Genomic DNA, 23,493 nt, shown 5'->3' with positions numbered 1-23,493 from the left:
CAGAGCCATGGATGGTACCTCTCAGCACGCACGGACCTAACGGCTGCACTCGCCGAAAATGCGCGCCTCGCAGGTGGCGCACACTGATTTGTCCAGTTTCTGGTAGATCGCCCGGATGGCTACCTCCTCGGACTGGAAGACGTTGCGCTCATCGCGCTCGTGCATACAACCACACTGGCCCAGCATGTCCCACACGCGCTGTTTGACCTTGATCAGATACATGTCGCCGCCGTCGGCGCGGCGCTGCTGGGCCTCGTCCGTCAGCGCCTCGGCGCCCTGAAGGTCGACGAAGTTGATCCCGCTGGCGATCAGGGCGAGGTGTTTCTGCTCAGGATGCTCGGCACGCAGGCGATCGAAGGCATCCTGGACATGGGGGACCGAGCCGAAGAAGAGCGATCCGTCGATGCGCAGGAAACGCAGTTGCGGGCATTGCTTGAGCTCGGGATCGCTGGAGAAGGCGCGGCCCGGCAGGTGCGGGTCCGGCGTCCGGGTGACGATACGCGGGCGCGAGGTGCGCTCCAGATAGAGCACCAGGGACAACAGCACACCGGCAAAGATGGCGAACGTCAGTTCCAGGAAGAGCGCGGCGGCGAAGGTGACCAGGAAGACCGAGGTCTCACGCATGGACGAATGCAGGATGTGACGAATCTCCTTGAAGTCGATCAGCCCCCAGGCGACCAGGAAGAGCACGCCGGCCATGGCCGCCTTGGGTAGGTAGCTTGCCAGTGGTGCGACCAATAGGACGATGGCCATCAGGAACACACCGCCCAGGATCGCGGCCAGCGGGGTTCGGGCGCCGGCCTCGTAGTTGACGCCGCTGCGGTTGAAGGAGCCGGTGGCGACATAGCCGGAAAAGAAGGACCCGGCGATGTTCGACAGCCCCTGGCCGATGAACTCCTGATTGCCGTCGATGCGGTAACCGCCGCGGGCGGCCAGTGAGCGCCCGATCGAGACCGCCTCGGTGAGTGCGAAGAGGGTGACCGCCAGCGCCGTGGGTGCCAGGTCGCGGATGTTTTCCAGCGTCAGCGTGGGGGCCGAGAGCGGCGGCAATGTGCTGGGCAGTGCTCCCACGGTGGCGATGGCGTCGCCGAACAGGTCGCCGAACCAGCGGTTCATGACGGTCGCGAGCAGACTCCCGACCAGCATGGCCACGATCATATAGGGAATGCGCGGGACCCAGCGTTTGACCGCGATGCCGGTCAGCAAGGTCACCGTGGCGACCAGGGTCTCCGCCGGGCTGATTTCGATCACATGGTGCCCGAACTCGATGAGAATCTCATGGAGGTGTCCCGCACTGTTCATGTCGACGCCAAAGAAGTATTTGAGCTGCTTCGCCGCGATCAGGACGGCGGCGGCGGCGGTAAAACCGACCACCACCGAGTGTGAGATGAAATTGACCAGGGCGCCCATCCGCGCCAGGCCCAGGGAGAGTTCGATGACTCCGACCATGAAGGTGAGTGTCAGCGCCAACATCACGTAGTCTGCCGAGCCTGGTGTCGCGAACCCGGACAGCGCGGAGAACAGCACTACCGAGGCGGCCGTGGTCGGACCTGACACCAGGTGCCGCGACGACCCGAACAGCGCGGCGATGATGGCCGGGATCATGCCGGCGTAGAGTCCGTACTGCGGCGGCATACCCGCGATGACGGCGAAGGCGACGCCTTGCGGCAGCACGACAATGGCGCCAGTCAGGGCGGCAATGAGGTCGGCCTTGGCATCACGGCGGGTCAGGCCCGGCGCCCATTTCATGAAAGGTGTCAACCAGCTCAGGGCGGGGGCGAGCGCGGACCGGGTCATGTCGTCATTCCTGCGGTGGGGGCCGGGGGCGGAGCAGCGGTGTTGGACGCGTCGGGTCGAGCGGCAGTCCGCAGAGTGTGTCCCGACACTGTCGGCCTATCGAAGAACCCGCTAATTTTCTAAAATCTTACCATGAGGAACCGCCGGTTTCCCGCCGATCTTCAGCCGGTCGGTCTGAACGGATCCTAACTCCGCGTCGGGCGGGGTACGCCGCGATTGATCAATGCCCCTGCCGCGCGCCGATTCCTGTGCCATCATAAGGGGCTTTCCAACCTACCGAGATTCCCAACACCATGACCCAGACTGCAACACCCCAACGTTACGGATTGATCTCCCAGCTTTTTCACTGGTCGGTCGTGCTGATGATGATCGCGATGCTGGTCACCGACAGCCTACGCTCGGCCGCGCCCAAGGATTCGGAGCTTCGCACCGAGTGGCTGCATTTGCACATCTCGCTCGGTATCCTGCTGTTTCTGATCGTGATCGTGCGTATTCTGTGGAGCCGCATCAGTACTCAGCCGGCGCCGATCCCGGGGTCCCCCTGGATCATGCTGGCCGCCAAGGCGGTCCATCTGATGCTCAATCTCGCCACCCTGTTGGTCCCGGTGTTCGGCTACCTGCGGGTCGTTTCCAAGGGCCGCACCGTCGAGTTTTTTGGCGTCCAGGTGCCCTCGCTGATCGGTGAATCGCCACAGATCAATGACCTGATGCACATCCTGCACGGTGAGCCCATGGAGATCTTTTTCTACGTGGTGATCGGCCTGCATGTGGTCGCCGCCCTCTGGCACCAGTACACCCTGCGCGACGGGACCCTGGAGCGCATGCTGCCCTGGGGGCGGACGGCGGGCTGATGCATCAGGAGATCCCCATGCACTTGGATCCTTTCATGACCGCCCTCGGATTCGAGGGCGAGATCACCGGCCCCGGCCAGGCGCGGATGCGGGTCCAACTGCGGCCCGAGCATCTGAACAACTGGGGTTCGGCCCACGGCGGTTTGCTGTTCACCCTGGCCGACTCGGCCTTCGCCCTGGCCTCCAACTCACACGGACCGCTGGCCGTGTCCCTGAGTGCCCACATGGAGTATTTCAAGGCGACCGCGGTCGGCGACACCATCGAGGCGGTCGCCCGCGAGGTCAGCCTGACCCGCCGGACCGGGGTCTATCAGGTGGAGGTGCAGAGCGGTGGGGAGTTGATCGGTCTCTTTACCGGAACCGTCCACCGCAAGAAAGCCTGAGCTTCAGCGCCGTGGCAGTAAGGTCTTCTTACCCATGGCGTCGAGGCAGACGAAGCGGATGTGGGTCTGGAAAATGGCCTCCTCGGTCCCGGTCTCCAGGTCATCGGCATAGACCTGCACCTCGTATTCCACCGAGGTCTTGCCCGAGTGGAGTTTGCGCACGGCGAAGCGCAGCACGGCGCCCTGATGCACCCCGCGGCGGAATTCCACCTTGTCCATGCTCACCGTGACGAAACTGCACCCTGGATAGTCGCGGCTGGCCGCGATCCAGGAGATCTCATCCACCCACATGAGCATGAAGCCCCCGAACAGATACCCGAAGTGATTGAGGTGCTCGGGTCGCACGACCTTGTAACTTTCCACGTTGCCATCCTCGGTGTTCCGTAGCGAACACGCTGGGGTTTTATCTTGAATTCTGGCAGTTAGCGCTCGGCCGCCAGCCTCGTAGGGCCAGCATGTTACCGTGAAAGCCGCGCCGCGACCCCCGTAGGAGCGGCCTCCGGCGCAACATTCGAATCACGATTGCCAACCAGGAGACAACAACTGTTGCTTGAAATATGTTCATTTGTGCTTACAATAGTGCAGATGAGCAAGATTTATCGGATGAGTGAGTTCGCCAAGCGTGTTGGCAAAGCGCCATCGACGATTCGGCGCTGGGAGCGTGAAGGCAAACTGGTTGCGAAGCGCCATCCGTCAGGGCATCGCTATTTTGATGATTCGGATGTTCGGCTGCTGATCGGCGGGGTAACGGAGAAACGTGATGTCGTGGTGTACTGCCGAGTCAGTGGCGCCGGGCAAAAGGACGATCTGGCGTCACAGGTGAAGGCGATGGAAGTTTACTGCCAAGGCGCAGGAGTCGCCGTTGACGAGTGGATTCAGGAGATTGGCGGCGGGATGAACTTCAAGCGCAAGCGGTTTCTGGCCTTGGCGGATCGGGTTGCGCGTGGCGAGGTTCAACGGCTTCTGGTCGCTCATAAGGATCGGCTGATGCGGTTCGGCTTCGACCTGTTCGAGCATATCGCCAGACAGAACGGGTGCGAGGTGGTGGTAGTGAACCAGGAATCCCTGTCGCCACAACAAGAAATGGTTGAGGATCTGATCGCTATCGTCCACACCTTCAGTGGTCGCCTGGATGGAATGCGCAAGTACCAGAAGGAAATCAAGGACGACTTCCCCGATGTAAAGATCAGTACACCCACAGCAGTCTGCGAATGAAAGTCACGCGTACCCTCCAAGCGAACGTCCCCGGCGCATTGGGGCCCATCTGCCAAGCCATAGGCTACCTGCGCGCCGATATTTGGCGGCGATACGGTGCGCTGGGTACTGTCGGCAAGTCCGCGAGCGACATCCGTAAGGCCATCAGCGCCCGAGACATCTATGCGGGACTGGGGGTTGACGGCACCATCCGAAACGAAACCACCAAGGATGTGGTCAACGATATCCTGACGTACAAGGCCGCGGCGAAGCTCAAAGTGCGACAGGCCATCGCTGCCAAGACCGCGGACCCAGCCGAGCGGGCACGGCTCTACACCCTACTCAAAGCCGATCGGTGGATGGACGAGCCCTTTCTCCATCGCCAGATGCGCAAGCACTTCCGGCACGGCGTCAGTCACACGGCCAACCAGTTCATTGTCCGCTCCGACAAACAGGCGTCCGCGGTGATCGACGGCCAACTGGTGATCACGATCCGCGTCGCCCCGAAGTACGGCGATCACATCCGGTTGGTTACGACGTCCAACGGCAAGAACGTCGACCTGACTGGCAGCAACCTCCGTGTTTGCGTGAAGGACGGCTTCACGGAAATCCACTACGCGGTCGACAAGGAGGCCGGACGCCCGCACGGGGTTCAGGCGCTCGGGATCGACAAGGGCTACACCGAAGCGTTTACGGACTCCGACGGCGCCGCGCATGGGCAGGCCTTTGGTGACGTACTGACCGCGTATAGCGACACGGGCGCCAAGACGGGTCAGCTGCGCAACCAGCTTCATGCGTTGGAAAAGAAGCACCGTAAGCGCGGCAACCAAGCCAAGGCCGACCGGATTCTAACGAATAACCTGGGTCGCAAAAAGCTTGAGGCGAGAAGGGTCCGCACCAAGCAGCGCTTGCGCACGATCGCCTATCAATCGGCGCATTCTATCGTGGATAAGGCGGCCCTGGTGGTCTCCGAAGATTTAACCTCGCCCATTGCCCAAAAACAGCAATGGAAGCGATACAACCGACGCATGAGTTCATGGGCGAAAGGCGTGCTCGCCGAGGCCCTGGACTCGGTGTGTGAGCAGCGTGATGCCGAGCATGTGCTCGTCAATGGTTCCTACACGTCGCAAATGGACTCGACCACAGGCTTGCTGGAAGGCACGCGCCGTGGCGACAAGTTTTACCGGGTCACCGGGGACGTTCTGCAGGCCGACCATAACGCGGCTCTGAATGTGCTGGCAAGGCTCGCGGACCCCGAGATCAAGCGGTACATGCCGCACCGGGACGTTCGACGGGTCCTGCTGTCGCGTTCTCCGGCGCAACTGAGCGTCAAGGGGCTTGAGTTGCAGGCCGCAATGCCTATCAACCAAGTGCGGATAAATCCTAACTTCATCCCCGAGCAACTTTGCTCAGAATTTTAGGAACAGTATTCTGCCGCGCGCCCCGTCGTGCCAATGTCGGCGGGCAAAACGCGCGGTACAGCCTACAAGGAGACGCTCGTGGTCGGACATTCTGCAGTCAATTGGGTGGATATCGTCGTCGTGATCGGCTACCTGCTGACCACCGGCTATTTAGGCTGGCTCGGGTATCGGCGCACCCGGACGGCGGCGGACTATCTGGTCGGCGGGCGCTCGGTCCACCCGATCATCATGGCGGTGTCCTATGGCGCCACCTTCATCTCCACCGCGGCCATCGTCGGTTTCGGCGGGGTCGCCGGACTCTTCGGCATGAGCCTGATGTGGCTGACCTTCGTCAACATCGCCATCGGCATCCTGCTGGCCTTTACCGTGCTGGGGGAGCCGACCCGGCGCCTGGGCCATCGGCTGGGCGTGCACACCTTCCCGGAGCTGCTCGGTGCGCGCTATCAGAGCAAGGGTGTCCAGGTGTTCGCCGGGCTGCTGATCGTCCTGTTCATGCCGCTCTATTCGGCGGCGGTGATGACCGGCGGCGCCGTTTTTGCCGCCACCCAGTTCGGGGTGGAGTTCGAGGTGGCCCTGCTGGTGTTCGCCCTGATCACCGCGGCCTATGTGATCCCCGGCGGGCTCAAGGCGGTGATGTATACCGACACCTTCCAGGGTTTGATCATGATCCTGGCCATGGCCTACCTACTGTGGTTTACCTACGCGAGCCTGGGCGGGGTCGAGCCGGCGCATCGGTACCTGACCGAGATGGCCGATCTGGTGCCCGCGCCCTTGCAGGCCATGGGTCACCAGGGCTGGACCGCCATGCCCAGGTTCGGGTGGGGGGCGGCCGGCTACGACCTGTGGTGGACCGTGGTCACGGCGATCATTCTGGGTGTCGGTATCGGCGTGCTGGCCCAGCCTCAGTTGGTGGTGCGATTCATGACCGTGCGCAGTCGCCGCGAACTGGATCGGGCGGTGCCGATCGGCGCCATTTTCATCCTGCTGATGGTGGGGACGCCTTACCTGGTCGGCAGCCTGTCCAACGCCTGGTTCGCCCAGCACGGGCCGCTGCTCAAGGGGCAGGTGGTCAAGATGATCGACGCGGAGCGCCGGCATGCGCTCGTGGGGCTGATGGAAGAAACGGCACCCGGCCGCTGGGCGCCGGTGATCAACCCCAAGACCAATCAGCCGGCGACGGCGCCAATGGTCGTTGCCGCGCATGAACCCGCCCAGGATGTCCACGGCGCCACGCTGGACCTGGTCAGCGGGCGCGCGCCCGCGGTGGTCTATGCCAAGGGTGACGCCGACCAGATCATCCCGACCTTCATCAGCACGGCCCTGCCGCGCTGGTTCGGGCTGGTGTTCTTTCTGGCGCTGCTGGCGGCGGCCATGAGTACCATGTCGAGCCAGTTCCACACCATCGGAACGGCTGCCGGGCGCGATCTCTACGAGCGCCTTACCGGCAAGCACGGCAGCGAGCCCAGCGTGCTGGTGATGCGCATCGCCATCATGCTCGGTCTGCTGGTCGCCGTCAGCATCAGTTACAACGTCCGCGAGGGCTATGTGATCGCGCGCTTCACCGCGATCTTCTTCGGCCTGTGTGCCGCGAGCTTCCTGCCGGCCTATCTCGGCGGTCTCTTCTGGCGGCGGGCGACCCGTGCCGGTGCCCTGGCCTCGATGACGGTGGGGATGCTGGTCTCGCTGTGCTGGCTGCTGCTGGTCAAGGCCAAGGAGGCGAGCGCTATCGGGTTGGTGCAACTGGTCACCGGCGGCAAGACCAGCCTCCTGGCGGACTATCCCAACTGGCCGTCGGTGGATCCGATCATCATCGCCCTGCCGCTGTCGCTCCTGACCCTGGTGTTGGTCAGCGTTTTGACCAAGGCCTCCGATCCGCAGCATTTGCGTCGGTGTTTCCCTCAGGAGCAAGGTCGGTAGCCCGGATCCGGCAGGTTTCAGGCACTTTGTCTGTTCGCCGCGTCATAAATCTGCAATCTAACTGCGCTGGATCTAGAAAAAGAGAGGTGAACCTGGGGTATTCTTCCGCCGCCCGCTGGGGCAGTCATCACGATAAACAAACGGGGGCACCCATGACGGGGCATTCTGCGGTGGGTTGGGTCGATATTGTGGTTATCCTGGGTTATCTGCTGACCACGGTCTATCTGGGCTGGCTCGGCTACCAGCGCACACGGACCGGGGCGGACTATCTGGTCGGCGGGCGCTCGGTCCACCCGATCATTATGGCGGTGTCCTACGGGGCCACCTTCATCTCCACCGCGGCGATCGTGGGTTTCGGCGGGGTCGCCGGGCTGTTCGGCATGAGTCTGCTGTGGCTGACCTTTCTCAATATCGGGGTGGGCATTCTGCTGGCCTTCACCCTGCTCGGTGAGCCGACCCGGCGCCTGGGGCATCACCTCGGCGCTCACACCTTCCCGGAACTGCTGGGCGCGCGCTACCAGAGCAAAGGGATTCAGATCTTCGCCGGGCTGCTGATCTTCGTCTTCATGCCGCTTTACTCGGCGGCGGTGATGACCGGCGGCGCCGTCTTTGCCGCCACCCAGTTCGATGTGGATTTCGAGGTGGCGCTGCTGGTGTTCGCCCTGATCACCGCGGCCTATGTGATTCCCGGCGGGCTCAAGGCGGTGATGTACACTGACACTTTCCAGGGGCTCATCATGATCCTGGCCATGGCTTATCTGCTGCTCTTCGCCTACACGAGCCTGGGCGGAGTCAGCGCGGCGCACCAGTACCTGACCGGGATGGCCGACCTGGTGCCGGCGCCCCTGCAGGCCATGGGTCACCAGGGCTGGACCGCCATGCCGAAGTTCGGCTGGGGGGCGACCGGCTATGACCTGTGGTGGACCGTGATCACGGCCATCATCCTGGGTGTCGGCATCGGCGTCGTGGCCCAACCCCAGTTGGTGGTGCGTTTCATGACGGTGCGCAGCCGCCGCGAGTTGGATCGGGCCGTGCCGATCGGCGCGGTTTTCATCCTTTTCATGACCGGTACCCCCTTCGCCGTGGGCAGCCTGTCCAACGCCTGGTTCGCCCAGCATGGACCCCTGCTCAAGGGTCAGGTGGTCAAGGAGATCGACGCGGAACGCGGTCATGCACTGGTGGGGCTGATGAAGGAAACATCACCCGGACGCTGGGAGCCCGTCATCAACCCCAAGACCAATCAGCCGGCGACGGCGCCGATGGTCGTTGTCGCGCATCAACCTGCTCAGGATGGCCAGGGCGCCCCCGTGGATCTGGTCAGCGGGCGTGCACCCACGGTGGTCTATGCCAAGGGTGACGCCGACCAGATCATTCCGACCTTCATCAACACGGCCCTGCCGCGTTGGTTCGGGCTGGTATTTTTCCTGGCCCTGCTGGCGGCGGCCATGAGTACGATGTCGAGTCAGTTCCACACGATCGGCACCGCGGCCGGGCGCGACCTTTATGAACGCATCACCGGTAAGCACGGCACTGAGCCGAGTGTACTGGCCATGCGCATCGCCATCGTGATCGGTCTGTTGGTGTCGGTGAGCATCAGCTACAACGTGCGCGAGGAGTATGTGATCGCCCGTTTCACCGCGATCTTCTTCGGTCTCTGTGCTGCCACCTTCCTGCCGGCCTATGTCGGCGGGTTGTTCTGGCGGCGGGCGACCCGTGTTGGGGCTCTGGCCTCGATGACGGTGGGGATGCTGGTCTCGTTGTTCTGGCTCCTGCTGGTCAAGGCCAAGGAGGCGAGCGCCATCGGGCTGGTGCAACTGGTCACCGGCGGCAAGACCAGCCTCCTGGCGGATTATCCCAATTGGCCGTCGGTGGACCCGATCATCATCGCGCTGCCGCTGGCGATGCTCACCCTGATCCTGGTCAGTGCTGTTACCAAGCCATCCGATCCGCAGCATCTGCGTCGGTGTTTTCCCCAGTACGCGGCTCCCCAAGCCACAACCCTGTAGTCTGAACCGACCGGAGACACCCCATGCTCGGTATCGCTGATCCCCTGGTCCTGGCCGCCTTTCTGGGCTGTATCGCGGTTACCGCGGTCAGCGTCCTCTACGGCATCCTGCGGCGTAACGCCGCCGTCGATGAGGTGACCCCGGAGGACCGTGCCTGGGCTATTGAAGAACAGAAGGTGGAAGATGAACTCTAATACAACCCGAGCCGCCGCCTCGGCCATCGCATTGGGTGCACTCGGCACCATGGCGATCACGCCGGCTACCGCCGATCAAACCTGGGGTGCATTCAGTGCGGGGGCCGATATGCGCCTGCGCGAGGAGTACATCGAGAATATCGGGCTCAACGACCAACTCCTGACGCCCACGGGGAACGTCACGGGTAACCAGAACCCCACGGCGAACCGCGTCTTCCAGCGCTACCGCTTTCGCGCTTGGGGTCAGTATGCCCCCAGCGAGCATTTCGCGCTGGCCGCCCGGTTGATGTGGGAAGGTCGCCACTACACGCTGCCGCCGGAGAGCGCATTTGCGCCAGGGTACGGATTCGAGAAGTGGTATAGCGGCGGTATCCTGTTCGATTCGCTGACCCTGGACTTCAAGAAGATCTTCGACAGCGGACTCTCACTCAAGGCCGGGCGTCAGGATCTCGTCCTCGGCAACGGCTGGCTGGTGCTGGACGGCACGCCGATCGACGGATCGCGCACCATCTACATGGACGCCGCGCGGGCGACCTACGCGGCGGACGCGATCAAGACCACCTTCGACCTGATCTACATCAATAATTACCCGAACACAGACCGCTTCCCCACGCCATTGAACGGCACGATCGAGGACCAGACCGAACAGTATGAGGAAGGCGGGATTCTCTACGCCCGCAACAAGTCACTGATCAAGGATACCGACCTGGATGGCTATTTCATCTACAAGGGCAATGATCCGAACTACACCCTGAACAACATGCGGGTGAACAACGGCTATCCCTTTCCCTCGCCGTCGGACGACGGGCAGGTGTATGCCGTGGGTGCCCGCATCGACTCCAAGCTCACGCCGAACTGGAACCTGAGGGCCGAGGCGGCGGGCGAGTGGGGTGCCAACCGCGTCACCATCGGGGCACCGCGCCAGAACATCTCAGCCTTCGGTTTCAACGGGCGTCTCACCTATGCCTTCAACGACTCATTGGCCAACCGCGTGCACGCGGACCTGGAATACCTCACTGGTGACGATCCGGACAGCAAGACCAACGAGTCATTCGATCCGCTCTGGGGCCGCTGGCCCCAGTGGAGCGAGCTGATGATCTATCAATGGCCGCTGGACAGCCGGGTCGGCCAGGCAACCAACTTGATCCGTTTGAACGTCGGCTGGCTGGCCAAGGTCCATCCGACCACCGAAGTGCTGCTGGACTACCACGCCCTGTGGGCCGACCAGGAAAGCGTGCGTACCGCCAACCAATTCTACAACATCAGCCACGATGGTAACTTCCGTGGCCATTTGTTCACCGGCTGGGTCAAGACCAAGTTCAACAAGTACCTCTCCGGACACCTGGTCGCGGAGTATCTGGCGCCAGGCGACTTCTACGCCCGTAACCGTCGGGATGAGTCCTATTTCCTGCGCGCGGAAGTGGTCGTGGCTTTCTAAGGCCGTGGCCGTACCCGGTTAATGTCGAACCGGGTACGAGATGCGTCCGTGCGAGTCCGATCAACCCCCTGATATAGCCGTCGAACGTGATCGCTGGACGTAGGGGCGGGTTTCAAACCCGCCCCTACACCAGGGTCTGTCTGGATATCAGGTACGAAGGCTATAACGAGATACCGCGAGTAACAGCGCTCGCCATGTCCTTTCAGCCCGCGATGCCGCAGCGATTGATCACGAGGACCAGGAACAGCAAGGCCAACAGCCACCACCACCGGCGATTACCGGAGGCGGACGCGGGTGCCGGCCAGGGTTGGATCGGCTCGTCGGGCTCGACCATGTCACCGGGTTCGAGTGCCTGGATGCTGGTGGTGATCCTGGCGACCCCATGATGGGTCACAGGCAGGACGTAGAACCGGTCGGCAAGGCGAATGGCGCCCCGCAGGCGGTGACTCCACCCCAGGACGTCCCCTTCGTGAACCAAGTGATAGCCGAAGCTGCTCTGCAGGCCGAGGATGACGTAGCGCCGCCCGTCGATGACCTCCCGCTCCCCGGTGTCGTGGTAACAATGCACCCGATAGGTCGGAATGCCCGTGTCGATCATGAGTTGCGCGACTTCGGGGTTGGGAACGATGCCTTGGTCATAGGCATACGCATTGAGGGAATTGACCTGTTGTTCCAGTTCGCTGGGCTCGCCGTCGTTTGCCCTCGCAATCGCGGCCAGGCCGCGCGTCACCGGCAGTGCCGCGCGGGGCTGAGGAGCCGCCGGATCGATCTGCTCCGGCATGTTGTAGACTTCGACCGCAAGGTAGACATCCCGGTGTTTCGACACGATCGGAGCGAGGCCGACCACGCTGATCTCGGCCTCGCGGGAGATGCTGGACGCCCCCAGGATGTCCATATTGCGATAGACGGTCGGACTCACGAAGGTGAGACCAGCGCCGGACAGATCCACGCAAAGGCACTGATACCGGGGCCGCATACCGCGGCGGATCGCGTCCGCCAGGTCCGCCGGCAGGATCCAGTCGAAGCGGATATCCTTGCCCGGAACCGGCGTTGCCCGGTCGGGTAGCGGCGCCCGGTTGCCCTCATCCTCACGAATCACCGTCCACGGCGCTCCGGCATCGCAGACCGAGCCCCAGTTGGCAATGGCGAAGCGGGCCCGCACCTGGCCCTCCGCCAACTGCGCACCGCTGTGATTCGTGGGTCGGGCGAACAGGGTATTCGGCCGGTCCGGATCGACCTCGCTTGCCGGGATGCCGGGCGTGCCCATGGTGAGCCAGTGCAGGGAGATGCCGTAGCCGCCAACGTCGGAGGGCGGGTTCTGGCTGCCCAGGTGGTAGTCCGCATAGCGTGACGGGGCTGGCCAGATACGCTGTCCCCTATCGGTTGAGAATCGGGCATCCTGCGGGAAACCGAATCGGAGAATGCCGCCCGCTGGGTCCGCTGAGCTGCCCGCCGGGTTCAGCGGGGTATAGATGTCGAAGCAATACCACATCCGGAAGCTACCGTCGGCGTCGACGCCGATTCCCGCGTCCTCGCCCGGAGCGGCGTCGGCGACCAGGGGTACCTGCATCTGCACGGCCCAGAGATTGACGGCTGGAGCCAGATTGGAGGTGGGAGCCCGCCAGACGCGGGTCGTACGCTCTGTCCAAGCGGGGACCCGCGGGAGCGGCTGGAACTGCCCCTGCGCATCCAGGGTGCCAGCCACAATCCGCGCGGCCGGCTCGGCCGCCACACTCGCGTCCTCGGCGTAGATGGTGATCTCAAGCAGCAGCGGGGCCGAGGTTGCAGACGCTGTAAACCCGACATAGAGCCGGTCTCGATCAGGGCTCGAGGCAGGCGCGAAACGCACATGCCAGGCGAGATACAGAGATCGGTTGTCCTTGGCGATGTGGCCAAACGCCATGAACATCGCCTCCTCGGCGGTCCCTTTGCCGAAGGGGCGCCGATAGGCTTGCGGCCAGAAGGGAAGGTCCAGCTCGGTGGAGTATCCCCGAGGGGCGGGAAAGACGACACTCGGATCCCACCAATTGGGTAGATTCGGACCATTGACCAAGGGGATGCATATGGACATGGTAGTTGCTCCGCTCGTCGAGAGGGTAACAATAAATCGCTTAAGTGGTCTTGTTGCAGTCCAGGCTCCAGCGCGCGGTCCAGGTTTCGGCGGGCGCCGGCCTGCCGTAAAGATACCCCTGCAAGAGGTCACAGCCATGCGCCTTCAGGAACCGGCTCTGGCCTTCCGTTTCGATGCCCTCGGCGACCACGATCAGACCCAGACCATGGGCCAGGGCGAGGGTCGCGGCGCTGATCGCGGCGTCGTTCTCGTCGCTTTCGATGTCGCGCACGAACTCACGGTCGAGTTTCAGCACCTGGATCGGCAGGCGCTTCAGGTAGGCCAGCGATGAGTAGCCGGTGCCGAAATCGTCGATTGCCAGCGTCACTCCGAGGCTGCGCAAGGCTTGCAGCGTCTTGCCGGCGCTGACCGGATCGCTCATCGCTACCGATTCGGTGATTTCAAGCTCCAGTTCGTTGTCCCGCAGGCCATAGCGTTGCAGCACGGCAGCCACCTTGGTGACCAGGGCGGGGTCGCTCAACTGTTGGGCCGATACGTTCACCGCGACGCGGCTGGGGCCGATATCAGCCGCCTTCCACCGCGCGAAACGGCGGCACGCCTCGTCCAGTACCCAGTCCCCGATAGTTTGGATCAATCCGGTTTCTTCAGCGATGGGGATGAATTTGGCTGGTTGGACCAGACCGCGTCGCGGATGCCGCCAGCGGATCAGCGCCTCCATGGCGCAGGGCCGGGCGCCGCGGTCGGACTGGGCCGCCATTTGCGGCTGATAGTGCAGTTCGAATTGTTCCTCCTCAATGGCGATCCGCAATTCGCGCTCCAGCAACAGGCGTTCACCGGCCGCGGCGTTGAGCGCGGCGGTGAAATATTGCAGGTTGTTACGTCCCTGTTCCTTGGCGTGATACATCGCGGTGTCGGCGTTCTTCATCAGGATACCGGCGTCCGTGCCGTCGTTCGGATAGATGCTGATCCCGATACTCGGACTGGTGTAGAGCCGATCGCCGTTGATGTGATAGGGCGCGTTGAGATCGTGAAGGATCTTGGCGGCCAGTGGTGAGGCGCCTTCCGGGCTCTCCAGGCCGGTCAGCACGACGACGAACTCGTCACCGCCCTGGCGGGCGACGATGTCACTCTCCCGCACACAGAGTTTCAGGCGGCGTGCCACCTCGACCAGCAGCAGATCGCCGATCTGGTGGCCCAGCGTGTCGTTGATCACTTTGAAGCGGTCGAGGTCGATGAACAACACCGCAAGCATGGTGCCTTCGCGGTGGGCCGAGAGCAGCGCTTGCGACAGGCGGATTTCCAGATTGTAGCGATTGACGAGGCCAGTGAGACTGTCGTGGTGCGCGAGGTGCTCGATCCGTTCCTCGGCGGCCTTGCGCTCGCTGATGTCGGTGAAGCTGGCGATATAGTGGGTGACCGCGCCGTGCTCGTCGCGGATCGCCGAGATGGCCGCCCATTTTGGATAGATTTCATCGTGACGGTCACGATCCCAGAGTTCACCCTGCCAATAGCCGCTCTCGGCGAGTGCGGTCCACATGTTCTCGTAGGTGTCGGGCGGGGTGCGGCCGGACGAGAGCAGACTGGGGTTTTTTCCGGCGACATCTTCCAGGCGATAGCCGGTCTGCCGGGAGAAGGCCGGATTGATGGCAATGATGCGGTTGTCGTGGTCGGTGACCAGAATCGCCTCGCCGCTGTGCTCGAAAATGTTGGCATAGAGCTGTAAGGCGTCCTCGGCGCGGCGCAGTTCGGTGATGTCCTGTACCGTGCCGCGCGAGACCCGTGGGGTGCCGTCCGGAGCATAGAGGGTTTCGCCGTGCTCATGGACATGCTTGATCCGACCATCGGCAAACAGCAGGCGATGGGAGATCGCATAAGGTTTCCGGCTGGTGAGCGAGGCTTGGTACGCCTGGTCGACGCGTTCCCGGTCATCCGGATGGACGGCCTCGAGAAAGGTCTGGTAATTGGCGCCGAAGCGGGTCGGGTCCAGTTCGAAGATACGGAAGGCCTCGTCCGACCAATCCAGTCGGCGGGTCTTGAGGTTGAGCCGCCAACTGCCGAGCCGCGCGATGCGTTGCGCATCGCGCAACTGCTCAAGCGACCGGCCGAGCGCGGTCTCGGTGCGCATGAAGCGACGCCCGAGACTATGGGCGGCGCCGGCCGACAGCAGCACGAAGAACGCGAATCCCAGCACGATCGTCCGTTGGGTGGCGTGCAAGGGCGCCAGCACCTCGTCGGTGTCGATTTTGACCACCATCCCCCAGCCCAGGGCCGGCAAATAGTGCCAACTGGCGGCGACCTCGCGACCGGCATAGTCGTGCACCATCCCCCGACCTTGATTTCCGGTCAGTGCTCGGCGCATGGGTTCGGCGGCCTGCGCGAGCGGGATCACGTTGGTGAACGGCGCACCTGGCATCCGCGCCAGCGGGATGGTGTAGCGGACACCGTGCCCATCTTGCACCGCCAGGACCGTTTCGCCGGTGCGGCCGAGCCCCGTGCGATCCGCCACCACCGGCATCAGGGTGGCCAGATTGACCTGGAGCGCCAAGGCGCCAATCGGTCGGCCATGGTCCAGCAGCGGTGCGACGATGAAGGCGGCAATCGCATTGTTGGACGGCGGGTAGGGTGCGAATCGGCTCAGATCGATGTGCAGAAAGGTCATGGCCTGGCGGAAGCCGGCGGCCAGCCCGCTCTTGCGATAAGGACCATCCAGCAGGTTGGTACCCAGATCGGCCTCGGCGCGCAGCGAGAAGACGACATTGCCCTGGTCATCGATCAGCAGCACATCATGATATTCGCCTTGTTCGCTCAGTGTCGCGAATGGCACGCGGTAGTGCGCGGCCGTGTCACGGGTTGCGCTGAGGCCGCCGCGGCGAAAGTCCGCGGCGAGCGCCGGCAAGGCCGCGCGCATCTGATCCTGGCCGGCGAATGAGCGCGCATCGGCCAGGCGTTCGCTGATGTAACTGTTGATCTGGTCGGATTTTTTGTCGGCAATCGAGGCGATGTTCTGCAACGCCGCGGCGGTGAGCGAACGCTCAAAGGTATACAGGTAAAACCAGGCTAAACCAGCCAGCGGGAGCAGGGCGACGATCAGGAAGCCAAGGGCGAGACGCAGCCGCAGGCTGAGCGGTTTCACCACTCCTCCCCGGCTTCCTTGGGATGGTGCGAATCTGTCGCGGTCAGCAGTGTACGAACCAGTTCGAGCCATTCGTCGCGGCCGCGGTAGGGCGGAAAGGGCACCGGGCGGACGGGTGCCTCGGAGATCTCGGTGACCTCGAACTGCCCGTCTGCCCGGGCCCGCCCCACATAAACCCGCCGCCACAGGTGACGGGTGGCGGCGTCCACCGCGACGATGCCGGACGGGCCATCCACACCCATGCGCCCGATGGAGCGATTGATCTGTGCCGGATCGGGCGTCCCGGCCGCGCGGACCGCGGCGGCCCAGAGTCTGACGGCATCATAACTGGTCACGACCGGATCGCTGATGACGCGTTCGGGGCCGAAGCGCTGTCTGAAATCGGCAACGAAGCGCTGATTGGCCGCGTGCGGCAGGCTCTGGAAATAGCCCCAGACCGCGTAATGCGCGGCGTGGACGTGCGCGGTCCGCATCGACTGAAGTTCCGGCTCGGCCATGCTGAACGAAACCACCGGCAGCGCGTCGGCCCCCGCGGCGGCCAAGGCGGCGAAAAAATGTCGGTTGGCCGTACCGTTCAGGGTGTTCAGTACCGCGTCCGGCGCCTGGCGGCGGATGTCCGCGGCGATATCGGCGAACGCGGTCGCATCCAACGGGACATAGCGTTCGGCGATAATTTCGCCATCCGCGGCAATGACCAGGTCGCGAATCAGTTGGTTGGCGGTCCGCGGGAAGACGTAATCGGAACCCACCAGATAGATTCGGCGCCCGAAGTGGTCCAGCGCCCAGCGGGCGCCCGGGATGATCTGCTGGTTGGGCGCCGAACCCATGTAAACAATGTTGGGCGACTGTTCCAGACCCTCATATTGCAGCGGGTAAAACAGCAGGTGATGGTGTTTTTCCACTACCGGTCGGACGGCCTGGCGGCAGGCCGAGGTCCAGCAGCCGAATAGGGCACTGACACCGTCTTTCAGGATCAACCGCTCGACTTGGTTCGCGGCCACCGTCCAATCCGAGCGGCTGTCGGCAACCATCAGTTCCACGTGTCGCTCCAGCAGTCCGCCGTCCCGGTTGATCTCATCCACGGCAAGCTGCACCGCATCGACCAGTCCGCGTTCGCTCTCGGCCATGACGCCGGACAAGGCATGTACCGCTCCGATGCGGATTGGTTCGACCGCCGTCGGTCGCAGGCTGAGCAAGCCAATCGTCAGAATGACCAGGGTCACCAGTAACAGTGCCAGGCGGACGGGGGAGGAGGCCATGAGGATACCGCCGATCTTGGATCAAAATTTGGGGCTTTGATCCCAGACCGGGGATCTCCGCCGCCATGTCCGTCCCTGGCGAACGCGTTGTTGATCCGGTCTTAGCAGGCCAACGCCAGGACCTGTCGTGACTGCTCCAGATCGACGTTTTGCCGCTCACCGAGCGCCGTCATGCCGTGGCGTTCGAGTGCCCGCACCAGTGGCGTGATCGCCTCCGGGCCGATGCCGTAACTGGAGAGCCGGGTCGGGACCTGCAGTGATTCGAAGAAGTCGCGGGTCCGGCGGATCGCGGTATCGATGCGCGCGTCCTCATCCCCGTCATGGAGGTCCCAGATGCGTGCAGCATACTGCAGGAGCTTCTCGCGCTTGTCGCGGCGCCTGATCTGCAACATGGCCGGCAAGACGATGGCCAGCGTTTGCGCATGGTCGAGGCCGTGTAGGGCGGTGATCTCGTGACCGAGCATGTGGGTCGCCCAGTCCTGCGGCACGCCGGCGCCGATCAGTCCATTCAGGGCTAAGGTCGCGGTCCACATGAGATTGGCGCGTACCGCGTAATTGTCGGCCTCGGCCAACGCCTTGGGCCCGTCCTCGATGAGTGTGAGCAGCAAGCCTTCGGCGAATCGATCCTGCACCTTGGCATCGTCCGGATAGGTCAGGTACTGCTCTGCTATGTGTACGAAAGCGTCGATGACGCCGTTGGCGACCTGCCGCGGCGGCAGCGTGTAGGTCTTGGTCGGATCCAGCACCGAGAAACGCGGGAAGACCAGCGGATTTCCGAAACCCAGTTTGTCCTGGGTGGCGGCGCGGGTGATGACCGAGAAGCTGTTCATCTCCGAGCCGGTTGCCGGCAGTGTCAGCACGCTGCCGAAGGGAACGGCGGCGGTGATGGGCGCCTGCTTGGCGAGAATGTCCCAGGGCTCCCCGGCGAATGGAATCGCCGCGGCGATGAACTTGGTCCCGTCGATCACCGAGCCCCCGCCGACGGCGAGCAGGAAGTCGACCTGTTCCCGGCGCGCGAGCGCGACGGCCTGCATCAGGGTTTCATAGGTCGGGTTGGGCTCGATGCCGCCGAATTCCAGGAGGGTGAAGTCGGTGAGCGCTGCCTTGACCTCGGCCAAGGTGCCGGTCTTCACAACACTGCCCCCGCCATAGGTCATGAGCACCCGCGCACCGCTGGGGATCTCCTGGTGAATCGCGGCGATCTGCCCGGAGCCGAAGAGGATGCGGGTGGGGTTGTGGAACGTGAAATTTTGCATTGGAACTCCGTGAAGATGAAAAAGCAGATGAAACCATTGCGCTTCAGTGGAAGGGGCGACGCGAAGCGCGCACCCGTCGACAGTTCCAGACTTTTCAGCACAACTGCTTCCGTTGTGAACTCAGTTCCGCCAGATCGGCGGGGGTATCGACGTCGGTGAGTACCGCATCCGTGTCGAAGGCGACCGTGATCAGGTTGTCGCGCAGCGCGCCGAGCAGCGTTCGCCCGCCGGTGTCGCCGACGATCCGACGCAGCGCCGCGAAGTGGCCGCACGGCCAGAGCACCGGATGACCGCGACGGCCGCCGTGGGTCGGGACGACGATCGCGGGGTGATCGGGGTCGAAGGCGGCGATGATCCGGTCGATGTGTGCGGCCCTGACCCGCGGCATGTCCGCAAGCAGGATGACGGCCGCCGCGGTGTCCGACGGCAGCGCGGCCAGGCCGCGATGCAGGGAGGTCGACATACCGTATTCATACTCCGTATTGCGCACGATCGACACCGGCGCGCCGACCAGCGCGGCCTCGACCGCCGCGGCCTCGCCGCCGGTCACCACCAGCACCTGGGCGCAGCGCGAGCCCAGGGCCGCCGCCACGGCATGCTGCACCATGGGTATTCCATCGATGAGGCGCAGCAGCTTGTGCTGTCCACCCATCCGCGAGGAGGCTCCGGCGGCCAAGACCAGTGCCGCGATCCGGTGCGCCTGATCGAGGTTCATTGATGTCGCCGCGTTGATCTGTATTCGTCCTGGGAAGAGCCGTCAGCGCCGACCGCTGCTGCCTGGATAACGGGTCTGGATGATCTCAGCCAGAATAGCGACCGCAATCTCGGCTGGTGCCCGGCCGCCCAGGTCGAGTCCGACCGGTCCGTGGATGCGCTGTGTCTGTGTCGCCAGTCCGGCCCTGCGCAGTCGTTCCAGCCGCTGGTGCTGGGTGCGGCGGCTCCCCAGCGCGCCGATATAGAAGGCGGGGCTGGCGAGCGCCGCCGTGAGTGCGGGGTCATCCAGCCGCGGATCGTGCGCCAGGACGACGACCGCCGTGCGTGGGTCTGGCGCCAGGTGCAGCAGGGCGGTGTCCGGCGCGTCGGTGATGAGCGCGATCCCGGGGAAGCGTGCCGGGTCGGCAAAGGCCGGGCGCGGGTCGATCACGATCACCGCGAAGCCCGCGAGTCGGGCCATGGGTGCGAGTATCTGAGCGATGTGCACGGCGCCGACGAGGAGCAGTCGCGGCATGGGGGCAGTGACCCATACGAACAGTGCCGGGTCGGTTTCCAGCAAGCTGCTGTGCTCCGCCGCGATGTGCTCGTGCACCCGGTCGAGGAGCGGCGGGGCCAGCGGTAGGTCGCCATCCAGGGTGTCAACGTCGACCATCGCCATGGCGCCGTCGGTCAGGCGCGTGACCAGTGCCGCGGGACGCCGCGCCCGGTGCGCGGCGAGCAGGTGTTCGAACGCGCCGGTCGGGTCGATCCGCACGATGCAGACCTGAACCCGTCCGCCGCAGGCGAGCCCGGCCGCCGCGGGGTCGGGGTCGCCGATGACGAAGTCACGCCGGCGCGGTTGTCCGTCGGCGATCGACGCCAATGCCTGCGCGATGACCGCACCCTCGATACAGCCGCCGGAGATCGAACCGTGAAAGGTGCCGTCGTCAGCCACCGCCAGTTGGCTGCCGATCGGGCGTAATGAGGACCCGCCGCGCACCAGGGTTGCCAGGGCGACGCGTTTTCCCTGAGCGTGCCAGGTGGCGATATGCTCTAGGAGATCATCGGGTGCAGCGGTCATGGCGGTTGTCGGTCCGCGGAGCGGACCCTACGGGGACAAGCGCAGGGGCAGGCTGCGCAGCCGCTGGCCGGTGACCGCGAAGAGTGCATTGGCCACCGCCGGGGCGATGACCGGTGTCGCCGGTTCGCCGACCCCGGTCGGCGGTTGTGCCGAGGCGACGATGTGGACTTCCACCTCCGGCATCCGGTCGATGCGCAGCACCTGATAGTCGTGGAAATTCGACTGGACCACGGCGCCGTGCTCGATGCGGATCTCGCCGAGCAGGGCGGCGGAGAGTCCGAAGCCCATGCCGCCTTCCATCTGGGCGCGGATCACGTCCGGATTGACGGCGAGGCCGCAGTCCACCGCGATCACCACCCGGTCCACCCGGAACTGACCACCCTTGCGCACCGTGACCTCGGCCACCTGTGCGACCGTGGTCCCAAAGGATTCATGGACCGCGACCCCGCGTCCGCGGCCCTTGGGCAGTGGCTGGCCCCAGCCGGCTTTCTCTGCGGCAAGTTTCAGCACCCCCAGGTGGCGTGGATGGTTCTTCAGCAGGCGCAGGCGATAGGCGACCGGGTCCTGGCCGGCCGCCGTGGCCAGCTCGTCGATCATGCACTCCCCGGCAAAGGCGGTATGGGAGGACCCGACTGAGCGCCACCACTGGACCGGGACCGGCAGCCGCGGTGAGTGCAGGTCCAGCCTGAAGTTTGGAACGGTATACGGGAGGTTGGCGGCGCCCTCCACGGAGGTCTGGTCCACCTGGTCCGTGATCAGCATGGGCTCGAAGGCCGTCCCGGCGATGATGGACTGACCCACGATGCGCTGATCCCAGCCGACCGGCCGGCCCTTGGGGTCGATCCCCGCGCGGATGCGATGCAGATACAGCGGCCGGTACCAGCCGGCGCGCATGTCGTCCTCGCGAGTCCACTGGAGTTTGACCGGCAGTCGGGCACGCAGGGCCTGGTAACAGTGCGCCGCTTCGATCAGATAGTCCGATGCCGGGTTGGCGCGTCGGCCGAAGGACCCGCCCGCGAACAACATGCGGATCTCGACCTGCTCGGGGGCGAGTTCAAAGACCTTGGCCAGGGCTGCCTGATCGCCCGTCTGAAACTGCTCGCCGTTCCAGACCCGGATGCCCTGGTCCGTGGGCTCGATCACGCAGTTCATCGGCTCCATGGCGGCATGGGCCAGATAGGGAACGCTGTACTCGGCCTCGATGACTTGGGCGGCACCGGCGAGCGCGGCGTCCACATCGCCGTCCCGGCGGGCGATGGCGCCGGGGGACTTGGCCAATTCCCGATAGCGCGCCAGGATCTCGGCGGTGCCCTCGGTCATGGCGTCGGTTTCGTCCCAATCCACCCGCAGGGCGTCCTGGGCGCGTCGAGCCGTCCAGAAATCGCGGGCGATGATCGCCACTCCGCTCGGGATCCCGGCGATCCGCTCGACTCCCGGAATGGCGCGGGCCTCGGTGTCATGGATGCGCTTGACCCGGGCGCCGAAGCGGGGCGGGTGCACCACCAGCGCGGTCAGCAGACCGGGCAGGCGCACATCCTGGGTGAACAGGGCGCTGCCATCCGTCTTGGACGGTCCGTCCGTGCGGTGCAGCCCCGGTTTGCCGATGAGCTTGAACTGAGCCGGGTCCTTGAGCCGGATCTGCGCGGGCACCGTCAGTCTGGCCGCCGCCTCTGCCAATTCGCCGAAGCGCGCACTGTGGCCGGCATGATGGCTGACCACACCGTCCTTGACCTGAATGTCGGCGGCCGGGACCTGCCAGCGTTGCGCCGCCGCGGCGACCAGCATCTGGCGTGCGGCAGCACCGGCCTTGCGCAGTTGCTCGTACGAGTTGGCGAGGGCGGTACTGCCGCCGGTCCCCTGGGCGCTGCCCCAGAGGAGATTGTTGTAGCGCGCCGCGTCGGCCGGGGCGCCCTCCGCCCGGATTTGGTCCCAGGCCGCGTCCAGTTCCTCGGCCACCAGGGTCGGCAGTCCGGTAAAGGTGCCCTGGCCCATCTCCAGGTGTTTGACGATGACGGTCACGGTGTCATCCGTGCCGATGCGTACGAAGGCGTTGGGCGCAAAGGTTGCCGCCGCGGCCGGAGCCGCCCCGGCGTGGTCAGTGTCGGTCGCGGGGGCCGGGCCGATGCGCAGTCCTAGCAGCAACCCGGCGCCGGCCGCGATTCCGGCCTCTAGGAAGGTGCGGCGCCCCACGTTCTCGATGGTGTCGGGGGTGATGGCTGCAATCTGGCGGTCGGTGGTTGTCATCGTCGTTCCCCCTTAAACCAAAGCGTCGGCGGCGCGCCGGATGGCGCCGCGGATGCGGGCATAGGTGGCACAGCGGCAGAGGTTGCCGGACATGGCCGCGTCGATCTGCGCGTCGGTCGGGTCAGGATTCTCGGCGAGCAGGGCGGTGGCGGCGAGGATCTGGCCGGACTGACAGAATCCGCACTGCACCACGTCCAACTCCAGCCACGCGGTGCGCACCGCCTGGCCGACCTTGCCGAGGGCGCCGGCGCCCAGCCCCTGGACCAGTCCTTCGATCGTCACGACCTCTCCCCCCGCAGCGACCGACACGGGGGTGGAGCAGGAGCGCACCGGCGCCCCGTTCAGAAACACGGTACAGGCTCCGCACTGGGCCATGCCGCAGCCGTACTTGGTTCCAGTCAGACCGACATGCTCGCGGATCGCCCACAACAGCGGCATCGCCGGGTCCAGGTCCAGTTGGTGCTCGGTGCCATTGATTCGCAGTGTCAGCATGGGGCCTCCGGGTCAGGTATCCGCAGCGTTGTGGGGCTAAGCGAGAATAACCCTAGCACACCC

At 64.5% G+C, this 23,493-nt stretch carries 18 protein-coding genes; 8 read left to right on the top strand and 10 right to left on the bottom strand.

The features are described 5' to 3' along the window. Window positions 1–36: 36 nt before the first annotated feature. On the bottom strand, window positions 37–1,797 hold the full coding sequence (locus A39O_RS0120490) for a SulP family inorganic anion transporter (RefSeq protein WP_020506541.1): 1,761 nt from the start codon (window positions 1,795–1,797) through the stop codon (window positions 37–39). Window positions 1,798–2,090: 293 nt separating this feature from the next. Between A39O_RS0120490 and A39O_RS0120485 the strand changes: the two genes are divergently transcribed. Together A39O_RS0120485 and paaI are read left to right on the top strand one after the other, a co-directional pair. Beyond that, entirely contained in the window at window positions 2,091–2,648 is a 558-nt protein-coding gene (locus A39O_RS0120485; RefSeq protein ID WP_026199582.1) for a cytochrome b, read from the top strand. A 17-nt stretch (window positions 2,649–2,665) separates the two neighbouring features. Beyond that, the gene (paaI, locus tag A39O_RS0120480; RefSeq protein WP_026199581.1) at window positions 2,666–3,031 is read left to right on the top strand and encodes a hydroxyphenylacetyl-CoA thioesterase PaaI; all 366 of its coding nucleotides are present in this window, start codon (window positions 2,666–2,668) and stop codon (window positions 3,029–3,031) included. A gap of 3 nt (window positions 3,032–3,034) precedes the next feature. On the opposite strand, the gene A39O_RS0120475 is transcribed toward paaI, so the two are convergent. Beyond that, complete coding sequence (locus A39O_RS0120475; protein ID WP_020506538.1) at window positions 3,035–3,394, bottom strand: acyl-CoA thioesterase; 360 nt, start codon at window positions 3,392–3,394, stop codon at window positions 3,035–3,037. A gap of 222 nt (window positions 3,395–3,616) precedes the next feature. On the opposite strand from A39O_RS0120475, the gene A39O_RS0120470 reads away from it, so the two are divergent. The 6 genes from A39O_RS0120470 (at window position 3,617) to A39O_RS0120445 (ending at window position 11,201) form a co-directional block, all read left to right on the top strand. Then, on the top strand, window positions 3,617–4,246 hold the full coding sequence (locus tag A39O_RS0120470) for an IS607 family transposase (RefSeq protein WP_020506537.1): 630 nt from the start codon (window positions 3,617–3,619) through the stop codon (window positions 4,244–4,246). Then, window positions 4,243–5,646 (top strand): transposase, encoded by a 1,404-nt coding sequence (locus A39O_RS0120465; RefSeq protein WP_020506536.1) that lies wholly within the window; start codon window positions 4,243–4,245, stop codon window positions 5,644–5,646. Before A39O_RS0120470 ends, A39O_RS0120465 begins: the two co-directional genes overlap by 4 nt. Before the next feature lie 78 nt (window positions 5,647–5,724). After that, complete coding sequence (locus tag A39O_RS36895) at window positions 5,725–7,563, top strand: sodium:solute symporter family protein (protein ID WP_026199580.1); 1,839 nt, start codon at window positions 5,725–5,727, stop codon at window positions 7,561–7,563. A 152-nt stretch (window positions 7,564–7,715) separates the two neighbouring features. Next, window positions 7,716–9,569, top strand: a complete 1,854-nt coding sequence (locus A39O_RS36890; protein ID WP_020506534.1) for a sodium:solute symporter family protein — start codon at window positions 7,716–7,718, stop codon at window positions 9,567–9,569. A 23-nt stretch (window positions 9,570–9,592) separates the two neighbouring features. Beyond that, window positions 9,593–9,763, top strand: a complete 171-nt coding sequence (locus tag A39O_RS41810; RefSeq protein ID WP_020506533.1) for a symporter small accessory protein — start codon at window positions 9,593–9,595, stop codon at window positions 9,761–9,763. Then, entirely contained in the window at window positions 9,753–11,201 is a 1,449-nt protein-coding gene (locus tag A39O_RS0120445; protein ID WP_026199579.1) for an alginate export family protein, read from the top strand. Before A39O_RS41810 ends, A39O_RS0120445 begins: the two co-directional genes overlap by 11 nt. Before the next feature lie 202 nt (window positions 11,202–11,403). On the opposite strand, the gene A39O_RS0120440 is transcribed toward A39O_RS0120445, so the two are convergent. From A39O_RS0120440 to A39O_RS0120405, 8 genes are all read right to left on the bottom strand, one after another. Further along, entirely contained in the window at window positions 11,404–13,272 is a 1,869-nt protein-coding gene (locus tag A39O_RS0120440) for a hypothetical protein (protein ID WP_020506531.1), read from the bottom strand. 40 nt (window positions 13,273–13,312) lie between these two features. Continuing rightward, window positions 13,313–16,405 carry a bifunctional diguanylate cyclase/phosphodiesterase gene (locus tag A39O_RS34405; protein WP_245561946.1) on the bottom strand — a complete coding sequence of 1,031 codons (3,093 nt, stop codon included), beginning with the start codon at window positions 16,403–16,405 and terminating at the stop codon, window positions 13,313–13,315. Then, on the bottom strand, window positions 16,402–17,664 hold the full coding sequence (locus A39O_RS0120430; protein ID WP_020506529.1) for an urea ABC transporter substrate-binding protein: 1,263 nt from the start codon (window positions 17,662–17,664) through the stop codon (window positions 16,402–16,404). The genes A39O_RS34405 and A39O_RS0120430 overlap by 4 nt, the downstream gene beginning before the upstream one ends. 101 nt (window positions 17,665–17,765) lie before the next feature. Beyond that, window positions 17,766–18,920, bottom strand: a complete 1,155-nt coding sequence (locus A39O_RS0120425) for an iron-containing alcohol dehydrogenase (protein ID WP_020506528.1) — start codon at window positions 18,918–18,920, stop codon at window positions 17,766–17,768. A 94-nt stretch (window positions 18,921–19,014) separates the two neighbouring features. Continuing rightward, complete coding sequence (locus A39O_RS0120420) at window positions 19,015–19,635, bottom strand: nucleotidyltransferase family protein (protein WP_020506527.1); 621 nt, start codon at window positions 19,633–19,635, stop codon at window positions 19,015–19,017. Window positions 19,636–19,677: 42 nt separating this feature from the next. Next, on the bottom strand, window positions 19,678–20,694 hold the full coding sequence (locus A39O_RS0120415) for an XdhC family protein (RefSeq protein WP_020506526.1): 1,017 nt from the start codon (window positions 20,692–20,694) through the stop codon (window positions 19,678–19,680). A gap of 27 nt (window positions 20,695–20,721) precedes the next feature. Next, window positions 20,722–22,938, bottom strand: a complete 2,217-nt coding sequence (locus tag A39O_RS0120410; RefSeq protein ID WP_020506525.1) for a xanthine dehydrogenase family protein molybdopterin-binding subunit — start codon at window positions 22,936–22,938, stop codon at window positions 20,722–20,724. Window positions 22,939–22,950: 12 nt separating this feature from the next. Then, the gene (locus A39O_RS0120405) at window positions 22,951–23,430 is read right to left on the bottom strand and encodes a (2Fe-2S)-binding protein (protein WP_020506524.1); all 480 of its coding nucleotides are present in this window, start codon (window positions 23,428–23,430) and stop codon (window positions 22,951–22,953) included. Window positions 23,431–23,493 lie beyond the last annotated feature (63 nt).

It is taken from the genome of Lamprocystis purpurea DSM 4197 (assembly GCF_000379525.1).
In the GTDB taxonomy this organism is placed as follows: Bacteria; Pseudomonadota; Gammaproteobacteria; order Chromatiales; family Chromatiaceae; genus Thiodictyon; species Thiodictyon purpureum.
This window is presented reverse-complemented; position numbering and strand designations above follow the sequence as displayed.